The sequence below is a fragment of the Candidatus Eisenbacteria bacterium genome (assembly GCA_016867495.1).
In the GTDB taxonomy this organism is placed as follows: Bacteria; Eisenbacteria; RBG-16-71-46; order CAIMUX01; family VGJL01; genus VGJL01.
In genome coordinates, this window is record VGJL01000110.1 from 1 (window position 1) to 8,602 (window position 8,602).

An 8,602-nucleotide genomic window follows, 5' to 3' on the forward strand; every position below is an offset into this window, starting at 1 on the left:
CGACCCAGGGTCATAGTCGCACGCCAGCAGCACCTTCGATCCGCGGGGCAACTGCTCCACCGCCTCATAGAGCCCGCGCACCTCCGGAGTGACCGAGATCCGTTGCGGCAGATCGAGGAAGAGCGGCACGACGACCGCCACCGTGATGACGAGGTAGATCCAGCGCCGATCGATGCTGAGCATCCGATCGATCAGGCTCATCTCTCGCCCCCCAGATGGGATCGTTCGATCCCGAGGATGAGCCTGAGGCTCGTTGAGACGGTTCCCAGGGCGATTCCGATCATGATCGCGCGCTGGCCCGCCTTGTTGGGAACGTTCATGATCCAGTCGGCCAGACTCGAGAGGCGGTATCCCTCGGGGAGGAAACCGGTGAGAGCGTCCCCCGCCGGCACCCGGCCCAGCATGACCAGGAAGGCGGCGACGAGCAGGAGCGTGGCCTCCCGATTCCGCGCCCGGAAGGCCCTGTAGGAGGCGCTCGCGACGAAGAAGGCGAGAATGGCGAACATGGTCGCGCTGAGCGGATTGTAGACATTCTGGTACATCCAGTCGAATGGGGTTCCCGGGTCCTGGAAACGCGCCCCTCCGCTCAGGAAGAGGCCGATCACTCCCATCAGGAGGAAACTGACGACGATGACCACAGCGTAGGGCCAGTCCCTCTCCTTCCGGTAGACCTTGTTGCCCGACACCTTCATCAGATTGAGCACCCCGAGCCAGATCGCAAAGGCGAAGACGATCTGGACCCAGTCGGTCAGCACATCCTGCATTCCGGAGAAAGGCCTGTGGGGGACGAAGAACTGGACGATGTAGGTGATTCCGACGAAGGCGGTCAGGAACAGGGGAACTCCTCTACGCATCGCCAGGTCTGCCTATTCCACCGCGAAGAGCGATGCGAAGTCGAAGATGCCGATCGTCTGGATGACGATTCCCGCGAGAAGAAGAAGCAGGATGATCGCCTTGCCGATGTCCTGGCCCTTGAGACTGCCGAGCTGCCGCGGCTCTCGGGACAGATAGGCCCCCGCGACGAAGAGCTCCTCGCCGATCAACGTGTAGTCGCAGGCTGCGAAGAAGAAGGGAAGCTGGCTCGCCTGCGCGGTCCCCGCGATCTGGATCGCGCCGATAGAGTTCCCGGTCTCCGCCAGGATCAGCGACTCCGCGAAAAAGGCCCCCTGCATGAAGACGGCGGCCGGCTTCTCCCTCACCATGATCCCGTCGAGCGCGGCCGCGTATCCGAACTGGTCGTCGGTCAAGTAGCGGACCATCGAGTCGGAGTAGCTGTCCGGATGGCCGGTGGCGAGGTAGGACTCCTTCACGGTCTCGCGGCAGGCCACCATGACCAGGGAGCGCGAGCAGGGAACATCGAGCGGAGTCCCGTACTCGGCCGTCAGACGGGCGACACGGCCGAGGATCGAGATCCCGGCCAGGGTCTGGACGTTGTCCATGTCCTGCGTACCGGGGATGTAGAGGATCTTCCGGCCCATCTCGGTCGCCCGACCGACGGCTTCGTCGACCGCGTCGAGTCCCGCTATCTTGCGGATGAAGAGATCCCCACCTCTTCTCGCGCGCTCGATGAAGTAGATGATCAGTCCCGAGAGAAGCAGCACGGCGACCAGGGTGTTGATCCTCCCGGTGTGAAACCACTGCGCCCGGGCCTGGGCGGCCGATGAGGGTGCCGAGGCGGCTCTCTCGTCGCCCCGGACGGCGAGGACCCGGTAGTAGTAGGATTCTCCGTCGCGCACCCCCTTGACATCGATCAGATCCCCGACGCCCGGGGGCGTCGAGCCGACCTTCTCATAGGGCCCCGCCAGGCCCCGGCTCCTCTCGACTTCGTAGCCCGTGAGGCCGAGAGCTCCCCCGGAGTCGCCGTCGCAGGGCTCCCAGTGGATCGTGATGCTTCGGCCGTCGTCGTTCGGAGTGTCGCGCGCGATGACGCCAGCGGGCGCCGGGAGAGAGAAGCGCGGGGAGTCCGCCGGGGAAGCCGGCGTCGAGATCGCGGAGACGATGAGGAGCAGGCAGATCAGGGACGCCGCGCGGACCGCCGGTTGCTCGCCCGCGATCGAGGACCCGGGGCGGCCACCCGTCAGCATCCGCTCATCCCTGACTCCCCCATGGCATCCAGACCAGAATGAGGCGGCTGTCATGCCCGGGTCAAGTCCGGCTTGAGCGATCCGGGACAGGCCGCTAGTCTCGGTTCTTGCACGCCGCAGCGCAGCCGGGGCGCCCGCCCGCGAAGGCCCCTCGCGCGGGATGGCGGCGCGTTCGCGGACACGCGACCGAGCATCCGGCCGGCGCATGCGTCGAGGGGGGAGGTGCCGATGGACGAGAGGCTTGCGATCGACGGGGGCAAGCCCGTCCGCGACTCCTTCCTGATCTTCGGCAGCCCGGATATCCGGGAGGCGGAGATCCAGGAAGTCGTCGACACCCTTCGGTCGGGCTGGCCGGGAACGGGGCCGCGCGTCGCGCGATTCGAGGAGGCCTTTCGCGCCTACATAGGAAGCCGGCACGCGGTCGCTCTGAACTCCTGCACGGCGGGCCTGCATCTCTCGATGATCGCCCTGGGCGTCAAGCCCGGGGATGAGGTCATCACCACTCCCCTCACGTTCGTCGCGACCGTGAACGCGATCGTCCATGTCGGCGCGACGCCGGTGCTGGCCGACTGCGACCGGCGGACCATGAACATCGACCCGAACGCGATCGCCTCGCGGATCACCGACCGCACGCGGGCGATCGTGCCGGTCCACTTTGCCGGCCGCCCCGCGGAGATGACGGCCATCGAGGCGATCGCCCGGCCCCGCGGCATCAGGATTCTCGAGGACGCGGCCCACGCTGTGGAGGCGCGGCACGGGACGCGCAAGGTCGGGACGATCGGCGATTGCACCGTCTTTTCCTTTTACGTGAACAAGAACATGATGACGGTGGAGGGAGGGATGGTCACGACCGACGACGATGAGATCGCCTCCTGGGTGAAGATCGCCGGCTTGCACGGCATGTCGAAGGACGCATGGAAACGATTCGGCGACGAGGGATACAAGCACTACGCGGTGCACTTCCCCGGCTTCAAGTACAACATGACCGACATCCAGGCGGCGATCGGCCTGCACCAGCTCGCCCGGGTCGAGGCGGGATGGATCCGGCGCCAGGAGATCTGGAACCGCTACCAGGCAGGCCTGACGGGGCTTCCCGCGTTCCTCCCGCCCCCCCCGGACGCGGGCGACCGCCACGCCTATCACCTCTTCACTCTCCTCGTCGATCTCGAGAACTTGACAGCCTCCCGCGACAGGATCCTGGGCGCCCTTCAGGCCGAAAACATCGGCGTCGGGGTCCACTACTCGGCGATCCACCTGCATCCCTACTACCGGGACGCCTACGGGTTCGCGCGCGGAGACTACCCGAGCGCGGAGTTCGTGTCGGATCGAACCCTCTCGATCCCGTTCTCCACGAAGCTGACGGACGGCGATGTCGATGACGTGATCGGGGCCGTCCGGAAGGTGCTCACCGCTTATGCACGATGAGTCCAGCCTCGCTCCGTTCCTGGAGAGGTGGTCCCGGCGGGCGCGGCTTCTGGTCGCATGGGCCGGCGGGGGCGCGAGGCGACTGGTCCAGCGGCCTCCGATGGCGCAGATCGAGATCACGAACCGCTGCAAGATGACATGCCGGACATGCACGCGCCTGAAGCTGCCCGCCACGGGCGACATGGCATTCGAGGACTTCCGCAAGCTCATCCTGGAGCTCGGCCCTGTCCGCAGACTCTGGCTCTCCGGCCAGGGGGAGCCCTTGCTCCATCCGGATCTGCCGAGGATGATCCGAGAGTGCGTCGATCAGGGGATCCACGAGACGATCGTCCACACGAGCGGCATGCTGCTGGAGGGGGAGAGGGCGCAGGCGATCGCGGCCAGCGACCTGTCCGAGTTGAGGATATCGATCGACGGAGGGAGCGAGGAGGACGTCGAATACCTGCGCGAGGGGTCTTCGTTCCCGCAGATCGTGGAGAACGCGAGGGCGTTCGTGGGGCTCGGCTCGTCTGTCCGCACCGCCTTCTATGTAGTCCTGAACCGGAGGAACCACCTCTCCGTGCCGCGCATCTCGGAAGTCGCCGCCTCCGCCGGCGTCCGCCGCGTCTATGTGACCGAGACGGTGCCTTTCCGGGACGAGTCGACAGAGCGGGAGATCTACGATCGCAGGGAATACCAGTTCGCGTCGCTTCCCGCGGACGTGCGGGACCGCACGCTCGCCGAGATCCAAACGAGCGCCGCGCGCCACGGGATCGACATCCGGATCGACCTCAAGTGGCATCGCAAGCGATGCTTCGAACCGTTCCAGAAGATATATATCGACTTCGGCGGCAACGTCACTCCCTGCTGCCGCATCCACAACGAGTGCTTCGTCGGCAACATCCTCGAAGGTGGGCTCGAAGGAACCTGGTACGGCGACGCGATGACCCGCTGGAGACGCGACATCCTCAAGAGGAGCCGTCACCGGCGGATCTGCGTGGAGCGCTGCAACCTCGGCATCGGGGCCGATTGCAAATCCGACCCATGAGCGACCCGTTCGGCCTCTTCTCGAAGAACTGGCTCGTCTGGAGGATCTGCAGGCGCCATGTGCGGAGCGTCGCCCGGCTGGCGCGCGGCCGTGTCCTCGACATAGGGTGCGGCGAGCAGCCTTTCCGGCCGCTCTTCGAGGGGCGGGTCGATCGGATCTGGGGGATGGACCACCCCGGGACGCCCCATCCGAAGTCGCGGACCGAGGTCTTCGGCAGCGCGCTCGCGCTCCCGTTTCGGGCTGCGTCGTTCGACGCGGCGGTCTGTTTCCAGGTTCTCGAACATGTCCCCGAACCTCTGGCCCTGCTCCAGGAAGCCCGCCGGGTGGTCGCCCCCGGCGGACATCTCATCCTCACCGCGCCCCACATCTGGAACGTGCACGAGATCCCCCATGACTACTTCCGCTATACCCTCTTCGGCCTCAGGCATCTCTTCGAGCAGGCGGGATTCGAGGTCATCGAGATCCGCCCGATGGCCGGCTACTTCGTGACGGCCGCGGCGCGGTTCTGCTACTTCCTCGCCCACTTCGACCGGTGGGGGCTTCAGATCCTCGTCAAGCCGGCCTATCTGATCGTCCAGGCCCTCGGGGGAGCGCTCGATCGCATCTACTGCGACACGACGGAGACGTGGAACTACCTGGCCGTCGGCCGGGTTCCGGAGCGCCCCGCTTGAGCCTCAAGGAAGGACGATGGGCCCTGGCGGCCGGGGTCGTGGTCCACCTCCTCATGCTCCTGTCCCTGCGCGGGCAGTTCCTGAACCCGCTCTTCGTGGAGGCGCGGGACTCGCACGGCCAGGCGGCGGACTACTTCGGAATCTACGCGGCGGGAGACCACCTGGTGCACGGCCGCAGCATCTACCAGACGAACGCCGGCGGCAACGGGGCCACAGAAGACGTCCCCTATTCCTACTTCTACCGCTACCTGCCCCCGACGGCCTATGTCGCGGCGCTCTCGAGCCTCTTTCTCTCCCCATGGACCGGCTATCTGGTCTGGGTGATCGCGACAGAGCTTCTGCTTCTCCTGGCGGTGCGGGGGATCCTTCGGTTTCCGGGCGCGAGGGGAGCGGATCGACGCCTCCAAGCGGGGATCTGGCTCGGCTTCCTCCCCTTCTACTTGGAGCAGTGGATGGGCCAGTTCTCGCTCTTGATGGCCTTCTTCCTCTGGACCATCCTGCGCGGCGCGGAGACCGGCCGATCCGCGGGCATGCGAGAAGCGCCACCCGGAAAGGGAGGGCTCATCGCCTGGGCTGCCTCCATCGCCCTGAAGAGCTACACGGCGCTCTTCGCCTTGAGTTACCTGCGGCGCGGGTGGATCCGTCCGGTGCTCTATGCGGCGGGACTGGTGATCCTCTCCTGCGCGCCCTACTACCTGGCCAGGCCCGAAGATCTCGGCACATTCCTCGAGCTGAATCTCGGCCTATTCCCCGGCGAGATCTACCCGGGAACGCTGGGACTGAGCGCCTTCGTCCGTCAGGCGGGATGGTGCCTGCCCGATGAGCTGGCGAGCCGGCGCCTGGCCCTTGCGGGACTCGATGTCTCCGTGGGCAACCTACCGGTCGTCGCCGCGAACCTGCTGATCCTCGGCCTCTCGGTGTGGATCGTTCTCCGCCACGGGAGGAGGTGCTCCATGACGCTCCAGATCTCTCTCTGGGTGCTGGCCTTCTTCCTGATCTTCAAAGACGTTTGGGAGTACCACTACGTCATGCTGCTGCCGGTCCTGAGCGTCCTGGCCCTGCGCTATCGCTCGCCTCTGATCCCGTGGCTCGCCCTCGCGCTGGCCCTGCCAACTCCTTACCTGCTAGTGGCCGATCGGCAGGGGGGCCTGACGCAGATCGGAAGCCTGATCCAGCACGCGAGCAAGGCGCTGCCCACGCTCGCGCTCTTCATCTGGGTCGTCGCGACAGCGCGGCGGGAAGCGAACAGAGGGACCGGCGCGCGGGGCCCGATCGGAAGCCGCGCCGCCACGCTACCCTAGGGCTTCGGCTCCTCCGGCCTCTTCCTCTCGCCTTCGGGAGGGGCATCTCCCTTCAGTCCGCCCTTGAACTCGTTGATTCCGCGGCCGAGCGACCGGGCGAGCTCCGGGATTCTCTTCGCGCCGAAGAGAATCAAGACGATCAGGAGGATGACGAGGATCTCACGGAAACCGAACTGCATCGGGCACCCTTCCTTCCTCAGGGAATCGGCTCCGCGGATCAGATCCGCGGGGAGTCTTCCATTCCCCTCACAGAGAGCCTACACGAGAAGGCGGCGGGCCGGTACCGCTCAGTGGGGAGGCAGCGTGTCGGGGAAGTCGCTGCCGAGGATCAGCAGGGCGTCGGCCTCAGGCGCCTCGACCCTCTGCTCGATCATCTCCCCCACTCCGAGCGCTTCCCGCAATCGATCGGCGACCGCCTCGGCCGCGTCGCGCCGCCCGGAGCGCAACACCACGAGGGTGCGCCTGTAGTCGGCTCGATCGGCATTGCGCGTCTCGAAGACATCGAACCCCTGCCGTCTCAGCCAGCGCTCCACCCTTGCGCCAAGGCCGGGCCGCCCACAGCCATTCATGAGGATCAGCGTCGGAGCGCCGATGCCCGGGAACCTGGGCTCCGGCGCGACCGTGGCCACGGCCGTCAGGCGCTCGGCGCGCTTTCGCGAGGGGGGGCCAGAGGCGCGATAGCCAAGGTAGATGCTGAATCCGAAGAAGCCGACCAGCGCGAGCAGAACCGCCGTGGCGATCCCGCGGCCCCACGAGCCGGCCTTGCCTGCCTTCTTGCGGCGCTTCGGCATCAGAGCCATCCACGGCGGGCCAGGAACTCCCGCGCCCGCCGGTAGGTCTCATCGAGCGACTCGGGAAGCAGCTTGCGCTGAGCGAGTATCGGCATGAAGTTGGTGTCTCCCACCCACCTTGGGACGATCTCGAGCCCCAGGTGTTCCCCCGGCTTGCCTTCCCTGAAGCCGATCGTCATCCCTTGAGGGCCGTACAGCTCCCGGACCGCCTCGGCGGCGATCTGCCCGAGCCGCCAGAATTCGGTCCTCTCGGCGTCGCCGAGCTCCGCATGACGGATCATGTGACGGATCGGATGGACGGTCAACTGCCCCGAATTGTAAGGGCGCGCGGAAACGGCGAGCAGGGCGTGCGGCCGCTTCGCAAGGACCGGGAAGCCGCTCTCCGCGTTGGCCAGAGCGCAGACGGGGCAATCCTCCGATCGAGCGGCCTTCCTGCCCGCGAGGAGAGACTCCGCCGCCGCGAGCTGCTCGATGGTGTTGATCCCCGAGATCTCCAGCGGGTCGGCGAGGGTGTAGGTGCCGACGCGCCCGCCCTGATCCCGGATCTGCCGCACGGTGTCGGTGAGGTAGATCTCCCCCTGACGATTGTCGTCCGTGAGCCCATGAAGGGCCGCGAGCAGGAGCGGCGTTTCGAAGGCGTAGATCCCGGAGTTGATCTCGTCGATCGTCCGGTCCTCCGGGGCGAGATCGCGATCCTCCACGATCGCCACCAACTCCCCCCGGTCGCCCCTCACGATCCTCCCGTACCCCGACGGGTCCGCGAGCCTGGCCGTGAGAACCGTGGCTGCGTTGCGCGCGTGGCGGTGCTCCTCCATCAGCTCGAGAAGGGTGCAGAGGCGGAGCAGGGGAACGTCTCCATAGAGAACCAGCGTGGAACCGTCCGTTCCACGCAGGAATGGCTCCGCCTGCTGGACCGCGTGGCCGGTTCCCCTCTGAGGCTGCTGGAGGACGAACTCGACGTCCCAGCCGCTGTGTTCCCCGCGGACGCGCTCGTGCTGGTGCCCGATGATCACCGCCATCCGATCGAGCGGGAGCCGGGAGGCCGTTTCGAGCACATGCTCCAGCAGGGTCTTCCCCCTGACCTTGTGGAGGACCTTCGCCAGGTCGGAGTTCATCCTCGTCCCCCGTCCGGCGGCCAGGATGAGCGCTCTCCACCTCATCGGGTCTTCCGCCCGAGGCCGCCGCGGCCCTTCGCCGCCGGGCGAACCGCCACATTGTCGATCAGCCGCGTGGAGCCCAGCCGGTAGGCCACGGCGAGGAGCCACGGTCCCCCCGGACCGGGGGCCGCGAGAGTCCGCGCGTC

Annotated in this window: 10 protein-coding genes; 4 read left to right on the forward strand and 6 right to left on the reverse strand. The window is 66.8% G+C overall.

The genetic code is table 11. The annotated features are described in order from the left end of the window. The 3 genes from FJY88_09725 to FJY88_09735 all read right to left on the reverse strand — a co-directional run. Positions 1-201: hypothetical protein (locus FJY88_09725; protein ID MBM3287609.1), on the reverse strand; the 201-nt coding region annotated here is incomplete at its 3' end. Continuing rightward, the gene (locus FJY88_09730; GenBank protein MBM3287610.1) at positions 198-854 is read right to left on the reverse strand and encodes a hypothetical protein; all 657 of its coding nucleotides are present in this window, start codon (positions 852-854) and stop codon (positions 198-200) included. The genes FJY88_09730 and FJY88_09725, both read right to left, overlap by 4 nt. 12 nt (positions 855-866) lie before the next feature. Then, complete coding sequence (locus tag FJY88_09735; protein MBM3287611.1) at positions 867-2,084, reverse strand: fibronectin type III domain-containing protein; 1,218 nt, start codon at positions 2,082-2,084, stop codon at positions 867-869. Positions 2,085-2,312: 228 nt separating this feature from the next. Here FJY88_09735 and FJY88_09740 point away from each other — a divergent pair, with 228 nt between their 5' ends. From FJY88_09740 to FJY88_09755, 4 genes are read left to right on the forward strand one after another with little or no spacing between them, the layout of a single operon-like run. After that, entirely contained in the window at positions 2,313-3,509 is a 1,197-nt protein-coding gene (locus FJY88_09740) for a DegT/DnrJ/EryC1/StrS family aminotransferase (GenBank protein MBM3287612.1), read from the forward strand. Continuing rightward, a complete protein-coding gene (locus FJY88_09745) occupies positions 3,499-4,536 on the forward strand; it encodes a radical SAM protein (GenBank protein MBM3287613.1) in 1,038 nt (345 codons plus the stop codon). Before FJY88_09740 ends, FJY88_09745 begins: the two co-directional genes overlap by 11 nt. Further along, positions 4,533-5,207, forward strand: a complete 675-nt coding sequence (locus FJY88_09750) for an SAM-dependent methyltransferase (GenBank protein ID MBM3287614.1) — start codon at positions 4,533-4,535, stop codon at positions 5,205-5,207. The genes FJY88_09745 and FJY88_09750 overlap by 4 nt, the downstream gene beginning before the upstream one ends. Beyond that, the gene (locus FJY88_09755; GenBank protein MBM3287615.1) at positions 5,204-6,508 is read left to right on the forward strand and encodes a DUF2029 domain-containing protein; all 1,305 of its coding nucleotides are present in this window, start codon (positions 5,204-5,206) and stop codon (positions 6,506-6,508) included. Before FJY88_09750 ends, FJY88_09755 begins: the two co-directional genes overlap by 4 nt. On the opposite strand, the gene FJY88_09760 is transcribed toward FJY88_09755, so the two are convergent. The 3 genes from FJY88_09760 to FJY88_09770 form a co-directional block, all read right to left on the reverse strand. After that, positions 6,505-6,687 carry a twin-arginine translocase TatA/TatE family subunit gene (locus tag FJY88_09760; GenBank protein MBM3287616.1) on the reverse strand — a complete coding sequence of 61 codons (183 nt, stop codon included), beginning with the start codon at positions 6,685-6,687 and terminating at the stop codon, positions 6,505-6,507. The genes FJY88_09755 and FJY88_09760 overlap by 4 nt on opposite strands. 108 nt (positions 6,688-6,795) lie before the next feature. Then, positions 6,796-7,308, reverse strand: a complete 513-nt coding sequence (locus FJY88_09765) for a LytR family transcriptional regulator (protein MBM3287617.1) — start codon at positions 7,306-7,308, stop codon at positions 6,796-6,798. Further along, entirely contained in the window at positions 7,299-8,459 is a 1,161-nt protein-coding gene (locus FJY88_09770) for a hypothetical protein (protein MBM3287618.1), read from the reverse strand. Before FJY88_09770 ends, FJY88_09765 begins: the two co-directional genes overlap by 10 nt. Between the last annotated feature and the right edge of the window lie 143 nt (positions 8,460-8,602).

Bases quoted from the DNA above. Each gene is read 5' to 3' on its own strand.
- FJY88_09765 (MBM3287617.1), bottom strand. From the start codon at position 7,308: ATGGCTCTGATGCCGAAGCGCCGCAAGAAGGCAGGCAAGGCCGGCTCG.
- FJY88_09745 (MBM3287613.1), top strand. From the start codon at position 3,499: ATGCACGATGAGTCCAGCCTCGCTCCGTTCCTGGAGAGGTGGTCCCGG.
- FJY88_09735 (MBM3287611.1), bottom strand. From the start codon at position 2,084: ATGCTGACGGGTGGCCGCCCCGGGTCCTCGATCGCGGGCGAGCAACCG.
- FJY88_09770 (MBM3287618.1), bottom strand. From the start codon at position 8,459: ATGAGGTGGAGAGCGCTCATCCTGGCCGCCGGACGGGGGACGAGGATG.
- FJY88_09740 (MBM3287612.1), top strand. From the start codon at position 2,313: ATGGACGAGAGGCTTGCGATCGACGGGGGCAAGCCCGTCCGCGACTCC.
- FJY88_09760 (MBM3287616.1), bottom strand. From the start codon at position 6,687: ATGCAGTTCGGTTTCCGTGAGATCCTCGTCATCCTCCTGATCGTCTTG.
- FJY88_09730 (MBM3287610.1), bottom strand. From the start codon at position 854: ATGCGTAGAGGAGTTCCCCTGTTCCTGACCGCCTTCGTCGGAATCACC.
- FJY88_09750 (MBM3287614.1), top strand. From the start codon at position 4,533: ATGAGCGACCCGTTCGGCCTCTTCTCGAAGAACTGGCTCGTCTGGAGG.